Raw genomic sequence first — 22,030 nt, forward strand, 5'->3', positions numbered from 1 at the left:
ACCACATCATGATCTTGACCGTGAAAAATACACGATGATTCATTCCCGTGTCCCCCGCACTACGGAACGACACACCTCACAGCGTTAACTTCGGCGTAACACGCAGGCCACACGCTCTTCTTCCACCCCTTCCCCCGGCATCCGATCCGCCTATTAGACAGGACGGACGAAGGCGTATCACTCTCCGTCGCCCATCAACTCCGGACCGGAGGAATTCTTTTCAAGAATATGTCAACCATTGCCACACGAATAATCCGGAGACATCGACGGGGAAGCGCCCGCCGCTCTTTTCAATGAGCTTCGGGAACGTTCCCTCCACCGGGAACACCGTCACACCCACGGCTCACCATCCCTTTCCCGAGGCCCCGCAACCGCCCACTTCCCCTCCGGGAACGCCCTCCGAAGCGCCGTCCCCCTCCGAGGCCGTCGCCTTCCCGGGAGCGCGCCGCCACCGCCTCCCGCACGACTCCCCCCGTCCCCCCAGGGGCCGTCGCCTTCTCGGGAACCCCGTCACCACCTCCCGCACGACTCCCCCCGTTTCCCGGAGGCCGTCATGCCGCCCACCCCAGAGCACCCCCACCCCTGTTCCTAGCGCCGCTAGATTTCCTGCCTAAGGCATGCTAGCTTCACTCCTGTTCCTAGCGTTGCTAGCAAAGAGAGATGCTCATGCTCACCCCCGTCGCCTACGGGCTGGCCGTACTCCTCGATCTCCTCATCGCCTTCATCGGCCTCAGGTTCCTCCTGACGCCGGGCCCCGCCGCCGCCGGTTACGGCGTCCCCGCCAAGGAGAACGGCGACGCCGCCTACCTGACCATCAAGGGGCTGCGCGACCTGACCTACGGCCTCCTCGGCCTGGCCCTGCTGGCCTTCGCCGGTGCCAGGGCCGAGGCGTGGTTCATGCTCGTCGTCGCGATCGTCCCGTTCGTGGACACGGTCATCGTCCTACGCCACGGCGGCACCAAGGCCGTCGCCTTCGGCATCCACTTCGCCACCGCCGTAACCGTCCTCCTCAGCGCCGCCCTGCTGTTCATGGTCTGATCACCGCGACCGGGCCCGGAACGCTCGGCGGTAGGCGCCCGGGGTCGTGCCCAGGGCCGTGAGGAACCGCCTGCGGAGGTTGGTCGAGGAGGAGAGGCCGGCCCGGCGGGCGACGGCCTCCAGCGGGAGGTCGGAGGACTCCAGCAGGTCCTGGGCGACGGCGATCCGCTGGGCGAGCAGCCACTGTCCCGGGCTCGTGCCGAGCTGGTCGGTGAACCGCCTGGCGAGGGTGCGCGCCGAAAGCCCCGCCCACCCGGCCATGTCCTCGACGGTCACCGGTTCGTCGAGCCTCCCGGCGACCCACTCCAGCAACGGCGCGAGCGTGCCGTCGATCTGCTCGGGGTGCGGCGGCGCCGAGTACTGCAGTTGCCCGCCCTCACGGTGCGGCGGCATGACCATGGTCCTGGCGATGTGCGCGGCGTACCGGGCCCCCTGGTCGCCACGGACCAGGTGCACGCACAGGTCGAACCCGGCCCCCGCCCCGGCGCTGGTGGCCACGTCGCCGTGGTCCACGTACAGCACGTCCGGGTCCAACCGGACATGCGGGAAGCGTCTGGCGAACTCCCCCGCCAACGCCCAGTGGGTGGTCGCCTGCCGTCCGTCGAGCAGACCCGCGTACGCCAGCGCGAAGGCGCCGGAGCAGATGCTGACCACCCGCGCGCCACGGGAGTGCGCGCGGCGCAGCGCCCGGACGACCTCGGAAGACGGCGGCTCCTCGACGGGCAGCCAGCCCGGGACGACCACGGTGTCCGCCTGGTCGAGTGCCTCCAGCCCGTCGTTCACGAGCATGTCGTACCCGGCGAGCGTCGGGATCGGGCCGGGCCGCTCCGCGCACACGCCGAAGGCGTACCTGACGGGAAGGCCCGGCCGTTCGACCCCGAACACCTGGGCCGCGCAGGCGAGTTCGAAGGTCGACTGCCCGGGGCGGACGAGCGCCGTCATCCGATGCATGGCAAGAAAGTACCGTACGACGTCATTCCTGACACTCGGCAGGGAGACGGCCGACCACCAGGCTGGCCACATGACGACAGAGCGGTATGTGTGGTCCACCGTCCAGGACGCCCCGGTTCGTGAGCTCTTTCCCGGCATTCGCCTGCACTCCCTGTGGAAGGGGGGCAACGGCGCCAAGGCCTATGTGCTCCAGATGGACCCGAACACGTCCTGGCAGGGGATCGACGTCCACGACCCGGGCCCCGAGGAGGTCTTCGTGGTCTCCGGGGTCTTCAACGACGGCGACCGGGATTACCCCGCGGGCACCTTCATCCACGCCCCCGCGGGCTCCTCCCACGTCCCCCGGACGACCGTCGGCTGCACCCTCTTCCTCTTCTACCCGGAGGGCTGAACCCTTCCGCCAGAGGTCTGAGCCCCAGGTCACACGGCGCCATCCCACGAAAACCACGTCGGGCGCCGAACCGTGTTCCCCGGACCCGATCCCCAGGGGCTCCAGGTCACGTGGACGTCGCCTAGGGAGGGCAATGGCCGAGAATCTGGCCGTCATATCGGCCAAGCAGATATCATGGACGTATGGAGATCATCCCGATCAGTGAGGCCAAGGATCGGCTGACCGAACTGGCCGACCGGGCCGCTCGCGAGCATGACCACTTCACCCTGACCCGGAACGGGCGGCCACACGCCGTGATCGTGTCCGTGGCCGAGTGGGAGTCCCTCCAGGAGACCCTGGAAATCCTCGCCGACCCACAGATGCGCGCCGACCTGGTCGAGGCGGCGTCCGCCGAGGCCCGCGGCGATGTGACCACCGAGGAGGAGATGGCCGCCATCATGGCGAACCGTCTTGGCAGGGCCAGCGCGTGAGCGACCGCTACACCGTCCTCCTGGCCCCTCCCGCACGACGTGCCCTGACGGCGAGTCTGCCCGAGACAGTGGCGGTCGCGGCCTGGGAGTTGATCACCGGCGCGCTCGCCAAAGAACCGTGGCGCGTCGGCAAACCCCTCCAGGAGCCATATGAGGGACTCCACGTCGCCCGACGCGGGACCTACCGGGTGATCTACCGCATCGATGAGGACAAGCACACGGTGACGGTTCAGGTCATCAAACACCGCCGGGATTCATACCACACCTGACATCGTCACCGTGTGCGGTCTGTCCTCAGCCGCGCCGTGCCTCGAAGTGGAAGCAGCCGAATTCGATCGCGCGGATGTGGACCACCGCCGTCTCCGGGTCCTCGAACACCTCCCGCAGCGCCGTGTCCGGGTCCTCGCCGGCGGCCAGGTAGCGTCCCCCCAGGATGTGCCCGTCCGCGGCGTAGGCCCGGAGCATCCGGTGCGACTCGTGCCCCGCGGGCCAGCCGTCGGACCCGGCGCCGGGACAGTCGCCGGCGTGCACGAAGATCGGCCCCTGCTCGTCGTAGGCGCCCGGGTCCACTCCCTGTTCCGCCGCCCACCGGCGCAGCGGCGCGTACGACAGCAGCGCGACCCTCTCCCCCGCTCCCGCCCTGGTCAGGCAGCACCGCAGCGGAGCGCCCTCCCGCTCGGTCGACACCCGGGGCGGGCGGCCCGCGTCGTCGCCCTCCAGCAACTCCTTCACGACCTGGGCGTCGATCGCCCGAATCTCATATCCCATGCCGCCATCGTCGTACCGCCCGCACCCGGGCACCGGCGCTCCTCGGACCTCACATTTGCGACGGCCAGTTCCGCAGGAGGACGTCGAGGGCGTCCAGGTTTCTGGCCCAGGACTCGTCGATCGCCTTCGAGTGGCTGAACCCGCCCGCCGTCTCCAGGCTGACGTACCCGTGGAAGAAGCCGTGCAGCAGCCGTACGGCGTCCGTCTGGGCGGGTTCCGGCAGGTGGTAGCCGCGGAGCAGCGCCCGCGTCATCGTCGAGTGCCGGGTGGCCGCCTCGGCGGAGGCGTTCTCCGGGTCCAGTTCGAAGCGCGCCGCGGCGTATCTCCCAGGGTGTTCCCTGGCGTAGTCGCGGTAGGCGTTGGCGAAGGCCACCAGCGCGTCCTTGCCCGAACGCCCGGTCAGCGCGGCGGCGGCCCGGTCGGCCAACTCGGTCAGCGCGAGGATCGCCACCCTCGTCCTGAGGTCGCGCACGTTCTTGACGTGGGAGTACAGGCTCGCGTCCGTGACGCCGAATCCCCGCGCGAGCGCCGAGACGGTCACGTTCTCGAAGCCGATCTCGTCGGCCAGGTCCGCCGCCGCCCGCGTCAGCCGTTCGACGGTCACTCCCGCGCGCGCCATACGCCTCCCTCTCACAACTTAGATGAATTAACCATTTGCCTAGGGTTCCTAGGAAAGGATAGCGTCCCAACCATGAGACCGGTTACCGAGCGCGACATCCGCGCGGCCTTCGTCAACTGCACCAAGGGAGAGGCGAAGCGGCTGGCCGTACCCCGGGATCTGGCCACGCGCCCCTGGGACGACCTGGACTTCCTCGGCTGGCGCGACCCCGCCTCACCGGAGCGGGCCTACATGGTCGCCGAGTCCGGCGACGGCCTCGTGGCGATCGCCCTGCGCCAGGCCGCCCCCCACGCCGGTCATGTACGGCGCAGCATGTGCTCGCTGTGCCTGACCGTGCACCCCGGAGACGGCGTGAGCCTGCTGACCGCCCGCAGGGCGGGAAAGACCGGGCAGCAGGGCAACTCCGTCGGCGCCTACATCTGCACCGACCTGGCCTGTTCCCTCTACCTCCGCGGCAAGAAGGAAGCCGCCCCCGGTGCCCGCCTCCACGAGTCCCTGACCCTGGAGGAACTGATAACCCGCACCGCCACCAACCTCACGAACTTCCTGAACAAGGTCGTCGCGTAGTCCCACACGACCACCGGAAAGGGGTTCGTGTCGCTCGGCAACGCGTGTGGCGAAGTTCCGGCGACCGGCCGTACGGTCATCCGGAGGCGGCATCGCATGTCTCGCGGTCGCCCTGGCGGATCTTGCCCATCTACGATGATCGAGTTCGGTGATCACCAGGGGAAGGGTGACATGGCGCAGGATCCGGATCATGCCTCCGTTCCCGGAACCCCGGCCGGAGGCAGGGTCATTCTGCTCAACGGCACGTCCAGTTCCGGCAAGAGCAGCATCGCCGGGGAACTGCTCGACGTCCTGGACGGGACGTGGTTCCACATGCCGGTTGACGCCTTTCACGCGATGCGGTGCAAGCGTGAGATAGCCGAGGAGGACCTGCAGGCCGAGGTCGACCGCACCGTGAAGGGCTTCCACCGCGCCGTCGCCGGTATGGCCGCGGCGGGGAACAACCTTGTGGTCGACCATCCGCTCAGCCGACGCTGGCGGTTGCTGGACCTTCTCGATGTGCTCGTGCCCGAGAACACGGTGCTGGTGGCGGTGCGCTGCCCGCTGCCCGAACTGGAGCGCCGTGAGGCCGAACGTGGCGACCGGCAACCCGGGCTGGCGGCTCTGCAGTACCACCGGGTCCATTCCCACGAACTGCATGACATCGACGTCGACACGAGCGTCCACAGCCCGCGGGAATGCGCCGTCCGGATCAGCGACGCGCTGCCGGACCTGCCGCGCCCGACCGCCTTCGAGACGCTCAGGCGAACGCTGCGGCGGCCACGCTGATCACCCGGTGACCACCGGTAGGGCCCGGGCCTTCTCGGCCTCGACCTCCTCGGACTCGGCGGGAAATCCCTTCACCGTCAGCAGCACTCCCAGGCCTACTTCGAAAAGGCCGCCGGGAACCGAAAGGGCCGTGCCGACGCCGTACCCGAGGATTTCGAGAATCGCACCCACCGCGAAAACGGCGTAGCCCACCGTCCCCCACACCGCCATGAATCCGGGCACGAGTTTCGCCCGGAACAGAACGCGGCAGAACAGCAGGCTCCCAAGGCCCAGGGAGACCATGGCGATCTGGTAGGCGTAAAGGTTCCCCTGCCGCAGGACGGCGGCCAACGACGGGGAAAGGGAGGTGTCCCGCGCGAGGGGGACCAGCAGAAGCAGGAAGACGATCCCGACGGCCAGCATCACCGCCTCGACGACCCTGGAGACCAGGTAGGCGTGGGCGGAGAGTTCGTGGTGGCGTTTCAGGACGGGGAACATCAGCACTCCGATGCCGGCGACGGCGACGGAGTTGACCAGCATCAACAGTGCTCCCGCCGACGTCCGCATCTGGTCGGCGGCGGCACCGGTCAGGGCGTTGCCGGGGATGTACACGACGAACGCGAGCAGAAAAAGAGCACCCACGGCTCGTCCCGTTGCTCTGGCTGACATCTCTTCCCTCTTTCACCGGGCCGGGCTTCACCGGGCCGGGCTTCACCGGACCCGGACGTCACCGGACCCGGCGAAGCCCGGTCCGGAGTGCGCTCGTACTAAGTACGGTCACGGTAACGTACTAAGTACGAAACGACAATCGTCCAGGAGGGTGCGATGGCTCAGCTCAGCCGTGAACGGGTGTTGCGCGGCGCCCTCGCGGTCGCCGACGCGGGAGGAATCGGGTCGCTGACGATCCGCTCGCTCGCCCAGGAGCTCGGTGTCAAACCGATGTCGGTCTACCACCACGTCGCCGGCAAGGAGGAGATCCTCGACGGCATCGTCGACCTCGTCTTCCAGGAGATCGAGCTGCCGTCGGCCGACGGCGACTGGCGAGAGGAGATCCGGCGGCGGGCGTCCTCGGCCCGTCTCGTGCTGCGGCGCCACCCCTGGGCGCTCGGGCTCCTGGAGTCGCGGACCACCCCCGGCCCCGCGACCCTGCGGCACCACGACGCGGTCCTCGGCATCCTGCGCGGGGCGGGTTTCCCGGTGCGGATGGCCGCCCACGCCTACGCGCTGCTCGACAGCTACGTGTACGGCTTCGCCCTCCAGGAGGCGTCGCTGCCCTTCGACGGCCCGCGGAACGTGACCGAGATCGTCGAACCGATGGCGCAGCAGGCCTTCGCCGAGGGGTATCCCCATCTCGTCGAGATGGCGACCGAGCACGTTCTCAAGCCCGGCTACGACTTCGGCGACGAGTTCGACTTCGGGCTCGACCTGATCCTCGACGGACTCACGCGGAGGAGATGACGCGCTGGGCGGGAACCCCGCCGAGGAGCCCCGCCCAGCGACTCAGACCTGTTCGAGGGGCAGCAGGCCCCGGACACTGCGGCAGACGCCGTCGCTGGCGGCCGAGGCGGCCAGCCGCTCGGCGTCCGGCGTGCCGTACTCCGTGGTCCGCTGACGGATCCGCCGCCCAGTCGGGGCCACCATCTCCCCGATCTCGGTGATCGTCTTGAACGAGCCGTTCTCCGAGCCCGCCATCCGGCTGATCGTCTCCTCCATCAACGTGCCGCCCAGGTCGTTGACTCCGCCCTGGAGCACCTGACGGCACAGGTCGTCACGGAGTTTGACCCACGAGCACTGGATGTTGTCGATCGCGCCGTGCAGCAGGATCCTGGACAGCGCGTGCACGGCGCGGTTCTCCCGCGCCGTCGGTCCCGGCCTGGCGATCCCGGCCAGATAGATGGGCGCGCTGTGGTGCACGAACGGCAGCAGGACGAACTCCGAGAAACCGCCCGTCTCCTCCTGCATGCGGCGGATCAGCTGAATGTGCCGTACCCAGTGGGCGTGGGTGTCCACGTGGCCGTACATCATCGTCGAGGTCGTCGGGATGCCGACCCGGTGCGCGGTCGAGATGACCTCGATCCACTCCCTGGCCGGCAGTTTGCCCTTGGTCAGCACCCAGCGCACGTCGTCGTCGAGGATCTCGGCCGCGGTGCCGGGCAGCGAGTCGACCCCCGCCTCCCTGGCCGCGACGAGCCAGTCCTCGATGGACAGGTTCGTACGGCTCGCACCGTTGATGACCTCCATCGGGGAGAAGGCGTGGACGTGCATTCCCGGCACCCTCGCCTTGACCGCCCTGGCGATGTCGAAATAGGCGTCGCCCGGCATGTCCGGATGGATGCCGCCCTGCATGCACACCTCGGTCGCCCCGGCCTGCCAGCCCTCCCAGGCCCGGTCCGCGACCTGCTCCAGGCTGAGGGTGTAGGCGTCGGCGTCGGTACGGCGCTGCGCGAACGCGCAGAAGCGGCAGCCGGTGTAACAGACGTTGGTGAAGTTGATGTTGCGGTTGACCACGAAGGTCACGTCGTCGCCGGCCGCCTGCCTGCGCAGGTCGTCGGCGATCCGGCACAGCTCGTCGAGGGCCGCGTCGTCGGCCCCGGCCCCGTTCTGGTCGCCCGCCACGTCGAGCAGGGCGACGGCCTCCTCCTCGGTCAGCGCGGCCGGGCTCTCCGCGGCCTTCCGCAGGGCCCGGCCGACCTCCCCGACCAGCACGGAGGGAGCGGCGGCCACGGGCAGCCGTTCCCTGAGCGCGTCCCAGTCACCGTAGACGTCGTCGAAGTCCTCTCGACGATCGGCGGTCCGCCCCTCGGTGTCCACCGCGGTGTGCAGGTCGGTACGGCCCGCCGAGACGAAGCCGCCGTCGGGCTCCTGCCAGGGACGGCCGACGAGGACGGCGTCCTCCCGCGCCAGCCCCGTCTCCGGGTCGGCGAGGGCCGCCACGTGCGCGTGAAGGCGGGGGTCGAGCCAGGGCTCACCCGCGAGCACGTACTCGGGGTAGATCGTCAGCCGCTCACGCAGCGTGAAGCCGGAGGCGGCGGTACGGGCGGCGAGTTCCTCGATCTGCGGCCACGGCCGTTCCGGGTTGACGTGGTCGGGGGTCAGGGGCGAGACACCGCCCCAGTCGTCGATCCCGGCCCTGATCATCAGGTCGTACTCGGCGTCGACCAGGTTCGGCGGGGCCTGCACCCGCATCCGGGGGCCGAGGACCAGCCGGGAGACCGCGATCGTGGCGGCCAGCTCCTGCAGGTCGGCGTCGGGCATGCCGCGCATCGCGGTGTCCGGCTTGGCGCGGAAGTTCTGGATGATGGTCTCCTGGAGACCGCCGTACTCGCGGGCCACCCTGCGCAGCGCGAACAGCGACTCGGCCCTGTCCTCGACGGTCTCGCCGATGCCGATGAGGATGCCGGTGGTGAAGGGCACGTTGCTGCGGCCCGCGTCCTCAAGGACGCGCAGCCGTACGGCGGGGTCCTTGTCGGGAGAGCCGTGGTGCGGCATGCCCTTGACCTCGAACAGGCGCCGTGAGGTCGTCTCCAGCATCATGCCCATCGACGGCGCGACCGGCTTGAGGCGTTGCAGGTCACGCCAGGTCATGACGCCCGGGTTGAGGTGCGGCAGCAGGCCGGTCTCCTCAAGGACCCGGATGGCCATCGCGCGGACGTAGGAGAGCGTGTCGTCGTAGCCGTGCGCGTCCAGCCACTCGCGGGCCTGGTGCCAGCGGTCCTCGGGACGGTCGCCGAGGGTGAACAACGCCTCCTTGCACCCCATGGCGGCGCCCTGCCTGGCGATCTCCAGCACCTCGTCGGGGCTCAGGAAAACGCTCTCCAGCTTGTGCGGAGCGGTGGCGAACGTGCAGTACCCACAGCGGTCACGGCACAGGCGGGTCAGCGGTATGAAGACCTTGCGGCTGTAGGTGATGGTTCCCTGCCGTCCGACGGCTTCGAGACCCGCGTCCCTGACTCGGCCCGCGTGTTCGAGCAGGGTGTCGAGATGACCGTCCCTGGCGTGCAGGAGGACGGTGGCTTCGGTGAGATCAAGAGCTTTGCCGTCACGGGCGCGGGCCAGCGCCCTACGCATCGCGCTGTCGGTGGGGTTGTCGCTCATGACGGCACATTACGACCCTGCTCCGGACGGACCGGGCGCGGGGTACGGCTCCGACTTCAGCACTGCTTAAGTGGACCCTCAAGCAAATCTCGATAGACGTAAATTATTGCACCTGCATATATTGGAGGCATCCCCGGAAACCGCTCCACAGGAGTTCACGATGCTCTGGTTCCTCCTCGCCCTGCTCGCCGTGTCCGCGCTGGCCCCGCTGATAGGCACCGACACCCGTGACGGCCGTGACTGGCGCGACGACGACCCTGCCACGTCCAGGAGAAGGCTCCCCGTCAGAAGGATCGGTAGTCCCGCACCCGTGCCCTCGGCCCCCGTGCGGGCGGGCGTTCGCCGTCCGACCTCAGCAACCTGCTGACCCGGTGACGATGCCCCAGGTAGGGGGCGAGCAGCCGCAACATCCCCGCGTCGTCGGTCCGCCGCCCCGTCAGCGCCCAGCCGACCAGCGACGACAGGTGATAGTCGCCGACGGAGAGCGCGTCCGCGTCACCGTGTGAGCGCTGGCGCACCTCGGCCGACGTCCACACCCCGATCCCCGGCAGCGCCCGCAGCAGCAGATCGGTGGCGGCGCTGTCCCCCGCCGCCTCCAGCCTCGCGGCGTACCGGGCGGCGTTCACGATCGTCCTGGCCCGTACGGCCTCGGCCCCCGCCCGGTGCCAGTCCCACGAGGGGATCGACCGGCACACCTCAGGTCCGGGAAAGACCCGCATCCCCTCGGGCGCGGGCCCCGGAGCCGGCTCACCGTAGTGGTACAGCAGCCACCGCCACGCCCGCCAGCCCTCCTCACTGACCACCTTCTGCTCCAGTACGGCGGGCACCAGGGACTCGAAGACCCGGAAGGTCCGTCCGATCCTGAGCCCTTCGTGCCGTTTCGCCGCGCGCCGTACCACCTCGTGCTCCGGGACGAAGCCCGAGACGTCGTCGTCCTCGCCGAGCAGCGCGGGCAGCGTCTCCAGCAGCCATCCGGCTCCGGGACCCCACGCCGCACCGGTGACGCGGCCGTCGGCGACGGCGACCCGCAGCGTGCCCGGTCCGTCGGGGGTGGCGCAGGTGCGCCAGAACGCCCCGTCGGGGGTGTGCCGCCAGGCGGGGTCCCCGGGACCGTGCCGCAACGGACGCAGAGTCGCCCTGAGATCGAGCGGCCGGTCCGGCCGCCACCGTCTTTCCGCCAAGGGAGAGGGTCAGCGGTCGCTGGAGAAACGGATGGCGCACTCGGGCAGCACGACACCCGGCCAGACCCGGCTGCCCGCGAGCAGTTCGTTGCCCGGCCCGACGACGGCGCCGTCACCGACGACCACGTCCCGCAGGACCGCGCCCGGCTCGACCCTGGCCCCGATGCCCACGACCGAGTCGGTCACCGACGCCCCGGCGCGGATCACGCAGTCGTCGCCGAGCACGCTGCCGGAGACCTGCGCCCCCGCCTCGACGACCGCGCGGGCGCCGACGACGGAACCGCCGTCCACCTTCGCCCCCGCGTCGACCACGGCGCCGGGCAGCGCCAGCAGGTCACCGGTCGGCCCGGGCAGGGCCGGGGAGGCCAGCCGGCCCAGGACCAGGTCGCGGGAACCCTGGACGAACGCGGCGGGGGTGCCCACGTCCAGCCAGTAGGAGGCGTCGGCGTAGCCGAGCACCAGGGCGCCGTCCTCGATGAGGCCGGGGAAGGTCTCCCGTTCGACGGAGACGACCTCCCCCGCCGGGATGGTGTCGATCACCGAGCGGGTGAAGACGTAGCAGCCCGCGTTGATCCGGTTGGTGACCGGGTTCGGTGTCTTCTCCAGGAACGCGGTCACCCGGCCGTCCCCGTCGGTCGGCACGCAGCCGAACCGCGAGGGGTCCTCGACCTCGGTCAGGTGCAACGTCACCGCGGCCTGTCTGGCGATGTGCCTGGCGACCTGGTCTCCGATGTCGTGGCCGGACAGGATGTCGCCGTTGAGCACCAGCACCGGGGCGTCCGGGCCGCAGGTCAGCGCGTCGGCGGCGTTCCTGATGGCGCCGCCGGTGCCCAGCGGCGTCTCCTCCGTCATGTACTCCAGCGAGAGCCCGAACGCCGAGCCGTCCCCGAACGCCTCGGAGAACATCTCGGCCCGGTAGGAGGTGGCGAACACGATGCGCCGTACCCCGAACGAACGGGCCCGCGCCAGCTGGTGCGCCAGGAAGGGGACCCCCGCCGTGGGCAGCAGCGGCTTCGGGGTGCCCAGGGTAAGCGGACGCAGTCGCGTTCCTTGTCCTCCGACAAGAAGAATCGCCTCAAGATCCGACAAAGAGGTCTCCATCATCCCGCGAGATTAGCTCACCGTTCAACGGCGTGCTGAATAGCCCATTAACCGATGGAAGATCGATTCTTTCGCTAATCGAGCGCACGCTGATAGGACAACAGATGGGCCTCGGCCGAGGCGTCCCAGGTGAACTCCTTCGCCCTGGAGTGCCCCGCCTCGGAAAGCGCCGCGCGGCGCTCCGGCGAGGTCAGCAGCGAACGCAGCGCGTCGGCGATGCTGGCCTCGTCGGGCTCGGTGTAGGCGACCGCGTCCCCACCGACCTCGGGCAGCGAGGTCCGGTGCGTGGTCAGCACCGGTGTGCCGCAGGCCATGGCCTCAAGGACGGGAAGCCCGAAGCCCTCCCCCCGGGAGGGGAAGGCCGCCACCAGCGCGCCGCCGAGGAAGCCGGACAGGTCGGAGAAGGCCAGGAAGCCGGGACGGACGACCCTGACGTCCGAGGGCACCTCGTCGATCGCGGCGTCCACGTCGGCCTCGTGGACCCCGCCCGCCAGCACCAGCGCGGGCGGCGAGGGCAGCTCGCGCACCGCCCTGGCGAACCCCCTGATCAGGTTCGGCAGGTTCTTGCGCGGCTCCATCGGGCCGAGAAAGGCAACGTACGGCGTGCCGTGCAGCCCGAGCCGGTCGGCCGCGTGCGCCAGCTCCCGCTCCGAGGGCCGGTGGAACAGCCGGGGATCGACCCCGTGGTAGGCCACGTCGATCCTCGTCGGGTCGGCGGTCAGCACCCTGACCAGCTCGTCCCTCGTCGCCTTAGAGGGGACGACGACCCGCGCGGCGTGCCGTACGGCGGTGCGGGTCGCCGAGCGGAAGAAGGAGGCCCTGACCGTGTCGTGCTGGGAGGCCTCGGTGAACCACGTGACGTCGTGCACGGTCACCACGGCGGGCAGCCCGGAACGCAGCGGCATCGAGTAGTAGGGGGCGTGGATCACCTGGGCGCCCACCTGCTGGGCGACGACCGGCAGCCCGGTCTGCTCCCAGGCGATCCTGGCGGCCCGGTTGGCGATGCCGAGCGGACCTGGAACGATCCTGGCCGAAGGGGCGAGCCCGGCGTAACGTTCGGCGTCGGCGCGTTGGCACACGATCGCCAGGTCGGCTCCCGCCCGGTCAAGCGCGGCGAGAAGTCCGTCGACATATCTGATCAGAGCACCACGGTCAGCCGGAACCGCGGCCGCGTCGACGAGCACTCGGGGCGTCAAGAACGATCACTCCCCCTCAAGGGTCAGCGCGGGCTCCTTCTCCCATTTCCCCCTCACTCTATTGCGAGCGTCTTCGAAAACGTGGGGTATATCACACGGGTTTTCCCGTTGTTTGATCGTGCGTGGGACCGACGTCACGACGGGCCGCGATCCCGGCCGCACCGGCGCAAACAAGGTCACCGACAACGATCACGATTCTGGAGCAGAGCGCCACCGTGATCGCCTGTCCCTGGCTCAGCACCGGGGCCAGCACCGCGACCATGGCCACCTCGCGCACCCCCGCCCCCGCCGGGACCACGAACGTCATGATGCCCAGACACCAGGAGAGCGCGAACGCCCCGATGGAGAAGACGATCGCGGAAAGCCCGGAGGGGCCGAAGTCACGGACGACGGCGGCCAGGTGCAGGCCGTAGGCGGTCCAGCCGAGCAGCGCCCAGCCGAGCGCGGTGAGCATGCCCCCGCGGGTGAGCGGGCGTTCGAGCGGCTCACGCCCCAGCTTCCGCAGCCCGAACCCGAGGACCGCGTTGACCACCCGGGGCTCGAAGGCCACCGCGAGCACCGGGATCAGCAGGAACACCCAGGCGTACGGCGCCGCCGAACCCGGCATGGCGGCCAGCAGCGTCACCCCCGAGACCACCAGCCCGCTGCCCAGCTGCACCGGCATCGTCAGGAAGAACGCCGCCGCGCTGCGCGACCTGGGCACGCCGAGTTCCCTGCCCATCTCCATCTGGGCCAGGACCGGCCACAGCGAGCCGGGGATGTACTTGCCGAGCTGGCCGACGAAGAAGACCTTCGCGGCGGGGCGGAACGGCAGCGGCGAGCCGAGGTCGGCCAGCAGCGCCCGCCACGTCATCATCCCGCCGCCCAGCGCGGCGATGACGGCCAGCAGCGACAGGACCAGGCCGGGCCAGGAGAGCCGGGCGAACCCGGCGCGGATGTCGTCCCACTGCCGGGCGACCGCCCACGCGCCGAAGCCGAGCGCGACGACCAGGAACGCGATCCGGACCAGGCGTTTCACGCTCTCACGGTTCCAATCTCACAGGGGTCTCACAGAGGGAGCACCGGCTCCGGCGGCTGCGGCAGGGCGGCCCCCGCGGGACGGCGTCGCCCCTTGGTCGCCACCCACAGGTAGGTCGGCACGACCGGCAGCAGCGCGCCGAGCACCGGCCGGGGCAGCCGGGACAGGACACCCTCCGCGGCCCGGCCGACCGCGCCGGGGAACAGCTCGGACCCGGCGAACTCCGCCGGGGTGGCCAGCACCGGGAAGGTGTAGTCCCACACCCGTAGCCCCCTGACCATCCGGCGCAGCCCCCTGCGGGTCCGGTAGCGCTCGTAGTAGCTGTCGGCCCGCCCGGACAAGCGCACGTAACGGTCGGCGAGCGCGGGCGGTAGATAGGACAGGAACGGCAGCTTGTAGTGCGGCTCCATCACCCCGAGCCGGTTGCCCAGGCCCAGGTAGAGCACGCCGTCGGGGGCCAGCACCCGGCGCATCTCCGCCATGATCGCGTCAGGGTCCACCACGTGCTCGTAGATGTGGTTGAAGACCAGCACGTCGATGGAGTCGTCGGGGAAGGGCAGCGCCGTACCGTCGGCGCAGACGAAGCTGACCCGCTCACCGAACCGCGCCGAGGCCTTGCGCAGGCCCGGCACGTCGATGTCCACGCCGAACGTCCGCCGCGCGCCCGCCGCCGCCAGCTCGTCGGCGATGAACCCGGCCGAACAGCCGATGTCGGCGACCGTCAGCCCTTCGAGGACCCGCTCCCTCCTGCCGAGGAAGTGGCCGAGCACCGCCACGATCTTCGCGGCCTTGCGGCGGCGTTTCTCCTCGTCCAGCATGGCCGCCTGGAACTCGGAGTACTCCAGCTGCGCAACCCGCTCGCCGCTCATCGTCCGTTCACCGTTCCTCGTCGCCATCACGGCCCGCCCCTGCCCGCCGGGGCGCGCGGCCCAAGCGTACCGGCGTGCCGTGTCCCTTACCGGTCACCGACCAGAGCCGCCAGGTAGGCGTCCCAGTAGGGTTCGGGGTCGACCGGCTTGACCCCGGACCGCAGCCGTTGCGGCTCTCCCGGCCGGTAGAAGGCCTCAAGCGCGGCCCGCAGGGACTCCACCGAGCCCGGCTCGACCAGCAGGCCGTCCACGCCGTCGGTCACGTGGTCACCGAGCGTCCCCACCCGGCTGGCGATCACCGGCACGCCCTGTTCGTGACCGAGCCACACCTGCTGGCTGGCCGTACCGCCGCGGTAGGGCAGGACCAGCGCGTCCACGTCGGCGAACAGCTCCGGCACCTCGGTGTCGGCCACGTAACCCGGTCGCAGTTCGACCCGGTCGGTCAGCCCGAGCTGCGCGACCAACGCCTTCGTCTCGTCGAGACCTCCCCAGAACTCTCCGGCGACACGCAGCGAGACCCCTTCGGGCAGCGCCCTGATCAGCACGTCGAGCCCCTTGTACGGACGGACCAGGCCGAAGAACAGCAGCCGCCCGGCCACCTCCTCACCCGCCCCCCGGGCACGTCCGCGCAGGGCTGCGGGCAGGTGCGGCGCCATCTCGGCCACCGTCACCGGAGCGGGCGTCAGCCCTCGGGCCAGGTCCCCCTGCGCCCGCGAGTGGGCCAGCACCCCGTCGACCCTGCGCAGCAGCGCCCGCATCAACGGCACGTCGTACGGCTTGCGCTCGTGGGGCAGCACGTTGTGGCACAGCGCGACGACCCGGGTACGGCGCCGCAGGCCGTACAGGATGCCCAGGTAGGCGGGCACCTGCACCGGGCTGAGCACGACGAGGATCACCAGGTCGGCCCCCGCCAGGCGGCGCCCCGCGCGCACCCAGCCGTCGGGACGACGCCAGTCGAGGTCGCGCAGGACGTTGGGGAAGGGGGCGCCGTCGGGGGTGTCCACGGTCTGGGTGCCCGGGTAGAGGAAGGAGGGGTACTGCGCCCGCCACGACTCGATCAGCACGTCATGCCCGGCCGCCCGCAGACGGTGGGCCAGTTCCGTGGTGTGCGCGACCCCGCCGCCCTTGTAGGGGTGGGCGGGCCCGACGATCGCGACGCGCATCTACTCGCTCCTGGAGCGCACGATGAGGTCGGCCAGCAGCGCGAGCGAGCCGATGAGCAGACCGGACAGGAAGATGACGATGGTGTTGCTGGTCAGGTAGAACCCGTAGCGGATCATGTCGACCACGCCCTTGACCAGGCCGATGCCGACCAGCCACAGCGCGGGCGGCATGAGGACCTTGAGCGGGTTGAAGTACATGACCATCCGCAGCACCTGCAGGATGTAGCGGTAGGCGTCGGAGACGAAGCTGAACTTCGACGTGCCCGCCCGCTTGCTGTACTCGATCGGCAGATAGTAGACGTCGTGCTGGTTCGACAGGAACGACAGCGTGATCGTGGTGACGCAGGAGAAACCGGGAGGCAGCAGCCGCAGGTACGGCTTGGCCACCGACTTGCGGAAGGCCCGAAGCCCGCTGTTCAGGTCGGGGATCTTCTGCCCGGCGAGCCGCTCGGCCACCTTGCGGATGAACCACTTGGCGGGCACCCGCAGGAACTTGTGCGAGCCCTCCTCGGTGGTCCGCGCGCCCACGACCTGGTCGATCGCCGCGTCCTTGTCCAGGATCGCCACCAGCTCGGGGATGCGCTCGTTCGGGTAGGTCATGTCCGCGTCGGTCCACACGACGATCTCGCCCCTGGCCTCCTGCGTGCCGATCCTGCGCACGGTGCCCGAGCCGCCGTTGCGGTGGAAGGCCCGCACCCGCATGTTGGGGAAACGCGGCGCGGCCTCGTGCAGCCTGGCCAGGGTCGCGTCGGTCGAGAAGTCGTCGACGGCCACGAGCTCGTAGGTGTAACCGCTGTCGTCCATCGCCCGGCAGATGCGCTCGACCTCGTCGATGACGTGGTTCTGCTCGTTGTAACAGGGCAGGACGATTGTGACGTACGGTGTTGCGTCCACGGCGGTTCCACTCTTCGGCGTCTCGGGCGTGCTCACGACGGGCGAGGATACTCTGCCCGGCTGGGAGGCGAGTGCACTTCGCCGTCCGACTCAGCCTGTCTCCACGACACCGGCGCCGCCGACGCCCGGCAGTCCCTCCATCGTCGCGGCGAATGACCGGGCGTCCGTCGGGTCGGCGAGCTTTACAAAGTATCCCTCGGACACGGTCGCCGAGTCGGGCAGGCGCCCTGCCCACATGAAGGACAGAACGCGCCGGGCGTGGGCGGCGTCCTCGACGTAGACGTGCTCGACCTCCTCCATGCCCGCCAGCCTCGCCTCGACGGCCTTCCTCTCCTGGGAGGTGGCCCGGCCGCGTCCCGCGCAGTCGTCCGCCCCGCACAGCGTGAGGTAGGCGTCGGCCTTGTACCGCCAGAAGGGGTGGCCGAAGGCACCGGCGTTGGCGACGCCCGGAGCCCGGTTGAGCGCGGCGGGGAAGGGGGCGATGTCGGCCCGGTCACGGAGTGTCCCGACGAACGACTCCGGCAGGTCCCCGGCCTTGAGGACGGAGAGCATGACCTCGTCCCCCGCGTAGGCCCTGCGGTAGTCCGCCAGGGCCTCCTGGCGGGAGACGAACCGCACGTCCTTCACCTGGGGCATCGCCCGCAGCCTCTCCCCGAGAGCGCGCCGTTGCTCGGCGGTCACGGCCCTGCCGTGGCAGTTCTCCCACGGGGCGTCGTCCCAGCACAGGAAGACGGAGAACGTCCCGCCCTTCGGCCAGGGACCGGCGGGCGGCGGGGAGAACTTCTGGCCGGTCGCGGAGGACCCCGTCGTGAGGGACGGCGCCTTGAGGGCCGGGGCCTTGGGAGGCCGTGCCGTGGGAGTCGCGGCCTTGGGGGAGCGTCCCTGCGGGGACTCCGCCCGGGGAGCCGACGCCCTGGCAGCCGACGCCTCGGGGGACGGAGCCTTGGGGGACGGCGCCGCCTGCGCGGCCGTCGGCGGGAGCACCGGCAGTACGGCCACGGCCGCGACCCCGCTCAGTACAGCGCGGCGGGCCCGTGCCCGTCTCCGCGAGCCACCGGACCCGCTCCCGGGAACAATCGTGTCCAATGCGTCACCCACCGCGATAACCAGATGTCCTTCACAACAGCCATGAATGGATATCACGGATTCGATCACCGCTTGACGAGGTGGTCCCCGGCGGGCGAAACCGTTACCTACGGGCCTTCAGGAGGCGGGCGGGACGGTCATCCAGACGTCCACGGCCATCGACCAGGTGCCGTTCGGCGGCTCGACGAGGGAACGCTCGTCCTGACGGGCCCGCAGCTTCATCACCTGGACCGGATCGCCGTACGGAGCGAGCTGGTCGGCCCTGACCGCGAGCAGGACGGGCACCCGGCCCGCCGCCCGGACGCGGCCGACCAGGCGGTTGACGTCGGAGGGGATGGGGATGTCCGCGCCCTGCCGGTGGAAGACCTTGGCGGTCGGCACGCCGCAGGTGCCCCTGACGACCTGGGTGAACCGGTCACCGGTGACCCGTTCGACGATCAGCACGGAGGCGTTGGCGGGCAGGGCCGCGCACATCGCCTCGACCGCGGCGCGCTCACCGCGCTCGACCGGGGTGAAGGCGACGCCCGCCGAGGTGACCACGGGCGGCACGAGCAGCAGCAGCACGCCCGCGACGACCAGCCCGCGTTGCACGGGCCTGCCGTACCCGAGCCTGCGGGCCTTGTCCCTGACCCAGCGCAGCCCCCAGACCGCCAGCAGCACCAGGCCGGGGATGACGACGGGCACCAGGCGCCGGGAGGCCCACGGGTGGTCGGGGGTGATGGAGGGCAGTATCAGCGTGGCGACCGTGGTCCAGCCGATCACGGCCAGCGGCAGCAGCCAGCCGAACCCGCGCCGCCTGACCAGCCTGCGCGTCAGCAGGGCGGCGGCCATGGTGGCCAGGGCGACGGCGGGAACGCCGAGGTACCAGATCACCCAGTAGAGCGACTCCTCGTAGTAGAGCCGGGTCGGGTCGGCCGCCAGGCCGTTGTCCGCCTGGGTTCGCTGGATGAACGCGGCGTTCAGCGCGTCGTCGGCGGTCACCGGGATGCGGGTCACGGTCTGCAGCCAGGGCCGGGCCACGAAGATCGCGACGACCAGCACCACCAGACCCGCGGCGATCTCGGGAAGCCCGCGCAGCCGTACGGCCCGCCGCAGCGGCGGGGCGAGCACCGGGGCCAGGGCCGCCGCCACCAGGGTGAGGGCCAGGACCGCCCCGCAGATGGCCAGCAGCGGCCTGACCGAGGCTCCCAGGTAGGTCAGGTACGGCCGGGACAGGAAGTAGGCGGCGGCCAGGCCGACCCCGGTTCCCACGGCCAGCCCGCACAGCAGCGGCAGGCCGAGCCGTCCCTCCTGACGGCCGCCGACCCTGCGCATGGCGATCAGCAGTCCGGCGTAGGCGAGCACGGGCAGGATGTCGCGCAGGCCGTCGATCCTGACCAGCACGGCCAGCCCGAACACCAGGCCCGCCAGGTCGGCTCCCGCGACGGCGCCGTAGGCCTGGGCCGCGCGGACCAGCCCCGGCCGTTCCCCCGAGGGGACCGGTGGCAGGTAGCCGAGCCCCATGACGCCCGAGCGCAACCTGGCCCGTGCGTCGTGGAGCAGGACGAGCCCGCCGAAGAGCATGATCAGGGACGGGATCTCACTGAAGGTGGTGCGCGAGGTGTAGAGGATCGGCAGGCTGACCGCGAACACCAGGGCGGCCAGCGGCGCCCAGCGGGCGCCGACGAACCTGGCGACGAGCCCGGCGACGACCAGCACCGCCATGGCGCCGAGCAGCGGCGGGACCAGCAGCAGGCCGCCCAGTCCGCCCAGCCAGTGGCCGAGCGCCTGGATCATCGGCGGCCCCGGCATGAACTGCGGCACGACCACGCCGCCGAAGTCGTAGAAGCCCATGCTGCCGAAGACCAGCGCCGGGTCGGCCCCGCCGAAGGCCGCCTCCTGGTACGGGATCGGCAGCGAGCCGTGTTCGGCCAGCCAGACGGCGTACTGCGCGTAGGTCGCCGGGTCACGGCGGACGATGAGCTGCTCGCTGCCGAACACGGTGTTGAAGATCGCGGAACCGGCCGCGACGGCGACGACCGCGGCCGTCTGCCCGGCGGTCGCCTCGACCGTCTCCGGCAGGCGGCGCAGGCCGTAGCGGCACAGCAGCGCCGCGACCAGCAGGCCGAGCGGCAGCGCGGCGACCGGCCTGAACCAGCCCAGCATGAGCAGCGCGAACCCGGCCAGCAGCCAGCCAGCCAGGACGAGCGCGGGCACGGCCGAGAGCACGGCGAGCACCCTGCCCGCCGTGGGTCCGCGCGCGCTGTCCCACGGGCCGATCCTCATGGCTGGCCCCGAGCGTAGCGGCCCCGCCGCGTGACGGCGACGGGGGCGCGCGACGGGCGGGCCGAGCCGGTAGCGTACGCGCAGCATGCGAAGGGGGCGGTAGTGGTCGGGTGGGTGCGGGGGCGCAGGGGGCTCTTCCCGGTGCCGGAGCGGGCCGCGCTGGAACCGCTGAGGCAGCGGTGGTTCCTGGTGGTGCTCGGTCTCGGGGTCGTCCTGCGGGCGCTCGCCATGCTCGGCTACCGGCCCGCGCTGTGGTTCCCCGACTCCTACACCTACGTGGTCACCGCGATGCGGCCCAGGCCCGACCTGGTGCGCCCGGCGGGCTACTCGATGTTCCTGCGGCTGTTGGAGCCCCTGCACAGCTTCGCCCTCGTCGCGGGCGTCCAGCACCTGCTCGGGCTCCTGACGGGCGTGATGGTCTACCTCACCGCCAGGCGGCTGCGCGCCCCCGCCTGGGCCGCGACGCTCGCCTGCGTCCCCGTCCTGCTGGACGCCTACCAGATCGAGCTGGAGCACCTGCTGGTCTCCGACACGCTGTTCACGACGCTCGTGGTGGCCGCCGTCTGCCTGGCCGTACGGGAGCCCGGGAGTCAGCGGGGGCGGATGGCCGGGGCGTGCGTGATCGGCCTGCTGGTCGCGGCGGCGACGCTGACCAGGACGGTCGGGCTGCCGCTGGTCGCGCTCCTGGGCGCGTGGCTGCTCTACCGGCAGCGGGGCCGGGTGGCGGTCGCGGCGGTGACGCTGGCCGCGGCGGCTTTGCCGATCCTGGGTTACGGCGTCTGGTTCCACGCGACCACCGGCAGGATCGGCCTGGTCGGCGCGAACGGCGCCTTCCTGTACGCCAAGACGATGACGTTCGCCGACTGCGCGGTGATGAGGCCGTCGGCGGAACTGGCCGTCCTGTGCGACCCCCGGCCGCCCGCGTCGCGGCCCCCCTCGCAGGAGTATCTCTGGGGCCAGGACTCCCCGCTGGTCAGGCTGCCCGGCATCACCTTCACCCGGGAGACCGACGCGCTGGCCGGGGAGTTCGCCTCGCTGGCCATCCGCAGTCAGCCGCTGGACTATCTGGGCTCGGTCCTGACGGAGCTCGGTCGCTCCTTCACGCTGGACCGGCCCGTCTACCCCGACCAGGAGATCTACGACCACTACCTCTTCCCGGCCGCGACGCCCGAGCCGCCGGGACGTTACCCGGCCCTGGTCGGCGCCTCCTTCGCCCGGCTCTACGAGCGGGGGCCGATCGAGACCGAGGTGGTCGAGCCGTACGCGGGCTGGATGCGGGCCTACCAGGGCGTCGCCGCGCTGCCCGGCGCCGCGCTGCTGGTGATCCTGCTCCTCCCGCCGGTCGTCGCGGGGGTACGGCGGGCCAGGTCGGCCGGATCCGTCCCGGCGGTGTGGGTGCTGCCCTGGGCGACGGCGGTGACGTTGCTGGTCATGCCCGCGGCGGTGGCGGAGTTCGACTACCGCTACGTACTGCCCGCCGTACCACTGGCCTGCCTTGCTGCGGCTTTCGCCGCAAGTAAACCTTCTTTCAGTAACATTCCAAGAAATGTCCGTATTTGAGTATGCTGGGCGGCCGGATCACCGCGCAGTCCCCGGGGGAGATCATGGCTG

22 protein-coding genes are annotated in these 22,030 nt (G+C 70.8%); 8 read left to right on the forward strand and 14 right to left on the reverse strand.

What is annotated here, in order from left to right; all coding sequences use genetic code 11:
• The first annotated feature begins 660 nt into the window (after nucleotides 1-660).
• Nucleotides 661-1,038 carry a DUF4267 domain-containing protein gene (locus ABZ470_RS05610; protein WP_352009913.1) on the forward strand — a complete coding sequence of 126 codons (378 nt, stop codon included), beginning with the start codon at nucleotides 661-663 and terminating at the stop codon, nucleotides 1,036-1,038.
• Here the strand turns inward: ABZ470_RS05610 and ABZ470_RS05615 are convergent, their stop codons facing one another.
• Nucleotides 1,039-1,980 carry a helix-turn-helix domain-containing protein gene (locus ABZ470_RS05615; protein WP_362910356.1) on the reverse strand — a complete coding sequence of 314 codons (942 nt, stop codon included), beginning with the start codon at nucleotides 1,978-1,980 and terminating at the stop codon, nucleotides 1,039-1,041. It lies immediately after the preceding gene.
• Nucleotides 1,981-2,059: 79 nt separating this feature from the next.
• Here ABZ470_RS05615 and ABZ470_RS05620 point away from each other — a divergent pair, with 79 nt between their 5' ends.
• From ABZ470_RS05620 to ABZ470_RS05630, 3 genes are all read left to right on the forward strand, one after another.
• Nucleotides 2,060-2,380, forward strand: a complete 321-nt coding sequence (locus tag ABZ470_RS05620; RefSeq protein ID WP_362910185.1) for a cupin domain-containing protein — start codon at nucleotides 2,060-2,062, stop codon at nucleotides 2,378-2,380.
• A gap of 182 nt (nucleotides 2,381-2,562) precedes the next feature.
• Nucleotides 2,563-2,850 carry a type II toxin-antitoxin system Phd/YefM family antitoxin gene (locus tag ABZ470_RS05625; protein ID WP_352009915.1) on the forward strand — a complete coding sequence of 96 codons (288 nt, stop codon included), beginning with the start codon at nucleotides 2,563-2,565 and terminating at the stop codon, nucleotides 2,848-2,850.
• The gene (locus ABZ470_RS05630; RefSeq protein ID WP_362910187.1) at nucleotides 2,847-3,119 is read left to right on the forward strand and encodes a type II toxin-antitoxin system RelE/ParE family toxin; all 273 of its coding nucleotides are present in this window, start codon (nucleotides 2,847-2,849) and stop codon (nucleotides 3,117-3,119) included. Before ABZ470_RS05625 ends, ABZ470_RS05630 begins: the two co-directional genes overlap by 4 nt.
• 25 nt (nucleotides 3,120-3,144) lie before the next feature.
• Here ABZ470_RS05630 and ABZ470_RS05635 read toward each other — a convergent pair whose 3' ends face one another.
• Together ABZ470_RS05635 and ABZ470_RS05640 are read right to left on the reverse strand one after the other, a co-directional pair.
• The gene (locus ABZ470_RS05635; RefSeq protein WP_362910189.1) at nucleotides 3,145-3,618 is read right to left on the reverse strand and encodes a DUF1203 domain-containing protein; all 474 of its coding nucleotides are present in this window, start codon (nucleotides 3,616-3,618) and stop codon (nucleotides 3,145-3,147) included.
• Nucleotides 3,619-3,667: 49 nt separating this feature from the next.
• Complete coding sequence (locus tag ABZ470_RS05640; protein ID WP_362910191.1) at nucleotides 3,668-4,237, reverse strand: WHG domain-containing protein; 570 nt, start codon at nucleotides 4,235-4,237, stop codon at nucleotides 3,668-3,670.
• 72 nt (nucleotides 4,238-4,309) lie between these two features.
• Between ABZ470_RS05640 and ABZ470_RS05645 the strand changes: the two genes are divergently transcribed.
• Together ABZ470_RS05645 and ABZ470_RS05650 are read left to right on the forward strand one after the other, a co-directional pair.
• Nucleotides 4,310-4,804: an FBP domain-containing protein gene (locus ABZ470_RS05645; RefSeq protein ID WP_362910193.1), complete on the forward strand. Its 495-nt coding sequence runs from the start codon at nucleotides 4,310-4,312 to the stop codon at nucleotides 4,802-4,804.
• 171 nt (nucleotides 4,805-4,975) lie between these two features.
• On the forward strand, nucleotides 4,976-5,572 hold the full coding sequence (locus tag ABZ470_RS05650) for an AAA family ATPase (protein WP_362910195.1): 597 nt from the start codon (nucleotides 4,976-4,978) through the stop codon (nucleotides 5,570-5,572).
• Here ABZ470_RS05650 and ABZ470_RS05655 read toward each other — a convergent pair whose 3' ends face one another.
• A complete protein-coding gene (locus tag ABZ470_RS05655; protein ID WP_362910197.1) occupies nucleotides 5,573-6,193 on the reverse strand; it encodes a DUF4386 domain-containing protein in 621 nt (206 codons plus the stop codon).
• A 183-nt stretch (nucleotides 6,194-6,376) separates the two neighbouring features.
• On the opposite strand from ABZ470_RS05655, the gene ABZ470_RS05660 reads away from it, so the two are divergent.
• Nucleotides 6,377-7,009, forward strand: coding sequence for a TetR/AcrR family transcriptional regulator (locus tag ABZ470_RS05660; RefSeq protein WP_352009922.1), 633 nt, complete (start codon nucleotides 6,377-6,379; stop codon nucleotides 7,007-7,009).
• A 42-nt stretch (nucleotides 7,010-7,051) separates the two neighbouring features.
• Here ABZ470_RS05660 and ABZ470_RS05665 read toward each other — a convergent pair whose 3' ends face one another.
• The 10 genes from ABZ470_RS05665 to ABZ470_RS05710 all read right to left on the reverse strand — a co-directional run bounded on the left by ABZ470_RS05665 (nucleotide 7,052) and on the right by ABZ470_RS05710 (nucleotide 20,419).
• Entirely contained in the window at nucleotides 7,052-9,646 is a 2,595-nt protein-coding gene (locus ABZ470_RS05665; RefSeq protein ID WP_362910200.1) for a bifunctional FO biosynthesis protein CofGH, read from the reverse strand.
• Between the two features lie 284 nt (nucleotides 9,647-9,930).
• Nucleotides 9,931-10,767, reverse strand: a complete 837-nt coding sequence (locus tag ABZ470_RS05670) for a DNA-3-methyladenine glycosylase 2 family protein (RefSeq protein WP_362910202.1) — start codon at nucleotides 10,765-10,767, stop codon at nucleotides 9,931-9,933.
• Between the two features lie 69 nt (nucleotides 10,768-10,836).
• Complete coding sequence (locus ABZ470_RS05675) at nucleotides 10,837-11,931, reverse strand: NDP-sugar synthase (protein WP_362910204.1); 1,095 nt, start codon at nucleotides 11,929-11,931, stop codon at nucleotides 10,837-10,839.
• 71 nt (nucleotides 11,932-12,002) lie between these two features.
• A complete protein-coding gene (locus ABZ470_RS05680) occupies nucleotides 12,003-13,124 on the reverse strand; it encodes a glycosyltransferase family 1 protein (protein WP_352009926.1) in 1,122 nt (373 codons plus the stop codon).
• 91 nt (nucleotides 13,125-13,215) lie between these two features.
• Nucleotides 13,216-14,142 (reverse strand): lysylphosphatidylglycerol synthase transmembrane domain-containing protein, encoded by a 927-nt coding sequence (locus ABZ470_RS05685; protein WP_352009927.1) that lies wholly within the window; start codon nucleotides 14,140-14,142, stop codon nucleotides 13,216-13,218.
• Nucleotides 14,143-14,171: 29 nt separating this feature from the next.
• Nucleotides 14,172-15,011: a class I SAM-dependent methyltransferase gene (locus ABZ470_RS05690; RefSeq protein ID WP_362910206.1), complete on the reverse strand. Its 840-nt coding sequence runs from the start codon at nucleotides 15,009-15,011 to the stop codon at nucleotides 14,172-14,174.
• Nucleotides 15,012-15,097: 86 nt separating this feature from the next.
• Complete coding sequence (locus ABZ470_RS05695; protein ID WP_352009929.1) at nucleotides 15,098-16,174, reverse strand: glycosyltransferase family 4 protein; 1,077 nt, start codon at nucleotides 16,172-16,174, stop codon at nucleotides 15,098-15,100.
• A complete protein-coding gene (locus ABZ470_RS05700) occupies nucleotides 16,175-17,104 on the reverse strand; it encodes a glycosyltransferase family 2 protein (protein ID WP_352009930.1) in 930 nt (309 codons plus the stop codon). It lies immediately after the preceding gene.
• Nucleotides 17,105-17,158: 54 nt separating this feature from the next.
• Nucleotides 17,159-18,166, reverse strand: coding sequence for a permease-like cell division protein FtsX (locus tag ABZ470_RS05705; protein ID WP_362910209.1), 1,008 nt, complete (start codon nucleotides 18,164-18,166; stop codon nucleotides 17,159-17,161).
• Between the two features lie 105 nt (nucleotides 18,167-18,271).
• Nucleotides 18,272-20,419, reverse strand: coding sequence for a hypothetical protein (locus ABZ470_RS05710; RefSeq protein WP_352009932.1), 2,148 nt, complete (start codon nucleotides 20,417-20,419; stop codon nucleotides 18,272-18,274).
• A 102-nt stretch (nucleotides 20,420-20,521) separates the two neighbouring features.
• On the opposite strand from ABZ470_RS05710, the gene ABZ470_RS05715 reads away from it, so the two are divergent.
• Nucleotides 20,522-21,979, forward strand: a complete 1,458-nt coding sequence (locus ABZ470_RS05715; RefSeq protein WP_362910212.1) for a phospholipid carrier-dependent glycosyltransferase — start codon at nucleotides 20,522-20,524, stop codon at nucleotides 21,977-21,979.
• Nucleotides 21,980-22,030: the final 51 nt, after the last annotated feature.

This window comes from Streptosporangium sp. NPDC020072, assembly GCF_040631445.1.
Classification (GTDB): domain Bacteria; phylum Actinomycetota; class Actinomycetes; order Streptosporangiales; family Streptosporangiaceae; genus Streptosporangium.

What these genes read in the sequence shown, in the direction of transcription:
- ABZ470_RS05610 (WP_352009913.1), top strand. Translation starts at nt 661, where the DNA reads ATGCTCATGCTCACCCCCGTCGCCTACGGGCTGGCCGTACTCCTCGAT.
- ABZ470_RS05615 (WP_362910356.1), bottom strand. Translation starts at nt 1,980, where the DNA reads ATGACGGCGCTCGTCCGCCCCGGGCAGTCGACCTTCGAACTCGCCTGC.
- ABZ470_RS05620 (WP_362910185.1), top strand. Translation starts at nt 2,060, where the DNA reads ATGACGACAGAGCGGTATGTGTGGTCCACCGTCCAGGACGCCCCGGTT.
- ABZ470_RS05625 (WP_352009915.1), top strand. Translation starts at nt 2,563, where the DNA reads ATGGAGATCATCCCGATCAGTGAGGCCAAGGATCGGCTGACCGAACTG.
- ABZ470_RS05635 (WP_362910189.1), bottom strand. Translation starts at nt 3,618, where the DNA reads ATGGGATATGAGATTCGGGCGATCGACGCCCAGGTCGTGAAGGAGTTG.
- ABZ470_RS05640 (WP_362910191.1), bottom strand. Translation starts at nt 4,237, where the DNA reads ATGGCGCGCGCGGGAGTGACCGTCGAACGGCTGACGCGGGCGGCGGCG.
- ABZ470_RS05645 (WP_362910193.1), top strand. Translation starts at nt 4,310, where the DNA reads ATGAGACCGGTTACCGAGCGCGACATCCGCGCGGCCTTCGTCAACTGC.
- ABZ470_RS05650 (WP_362910195.1), top strand. Translation starts at nt 4,976, where the DNA reads ATGGCGCAGGATCCGGATCATGCCTCCGTTCCCGGAACCCCGGCCGGA.
- ABZ470_RS05660 (WP_352009922.1), top strand. Translation starts at nt 6,377, where the DNA reads ATGGCTCAGCTCAGCCGTGAACGGGTGTTGCGCGGCGCCCTCGCGGTC.
- ABZ470_RS05665 (WP_362910200.1), bottom strand. Translation starts at nt 9,646, where the DNA reads ATGAGCGACAACCCCACCGACAGCGCGATGCGTAGGGCGCTGGCCCGC.
- ABZ470_RS05675 (WP_362910204.1), bottom strand. Translation starts at nt 11,931, where the DNA reads ATGATGGAGACCTCTTTGTCGGATCTTGAGGCGATTCTTCTTGTCGGA.
- ABZ470_RS05690 (WP_362910206.1), bottom strand. Translation starts at nt 15,011, where the DNA reads ATGAGCGGCGAGCGGGTTGCGCAGCTGGAGTACTCCGAGTTCCAGGCG.
- ABZ470_RS05695 (WP_352009929.1), bottom strand. Translation starts at nt 16,174, where the DNA reads ATGCGCGTCGCGATCGTCGGGCCCGCCCACCCCTACAAGGGCGGCGGG.
- ABZ470_RS05710 (WP_352009932.1), bottom strand. Translation starts at nt 20,419, where the DNA reads ATGAGGATCGGCCCGTGGGACAGCGCGCGCGGACCCACGGCGGGCAGG.